We start from the raw sequence: 376 nt of genomic DNA, 5'->3' as shown, positions 1-376 counted from the left end.
ACTCAATTAAAAAAGCAACAGGATACACTTTGGTTAAAAGAAGTAGATAGTATTGCTCTTCAATCCACATTAAAAAACCTCGCAGATGCTTTTTCGCGTTTTTTTAAGAAACAAAATGATATTCCACAATTCAAATCTAAAAACAATAAGGTTCAATCCTACACAACAAAGCAAACGAACGGCAATATTGCGATTGTAGGTAACAAAATGAAATTACCGAAACTTGGCCTTATTCGCTTTGCCAATGCGAGAGCTGATTACTTACATAAACTCTCTACTGAAATCATCAAAAACCACGATGTCATCGGTATAGAAAACTTACAAGTCAGTAACCTGCTCAAAAATGGAAAGCTTGCAAAAGCAATTAGTGAAGTAT

1 protein-coding gene is annotated in these 376 nt (G+C 34.0%); it reads left to right on the top strand.

Going from position 1 to position 376, the window contains the following annotated elements; all coding sequences use genetic code 11:
- The coding region (locus tag AC1M36_RS28560; RefSeq protein WP_479846529.1) for a transposase at positions 1-376 on the top strand (376 nt) is incomplete at both ends.

The organism is Bacillus sp. Medicinal_06, from assembly GCF_056711665.1.
Note: the sequence above shows the minus strand (reverse complement) of the source record. Positions and strands in the feature narration are given on the sequence as shown.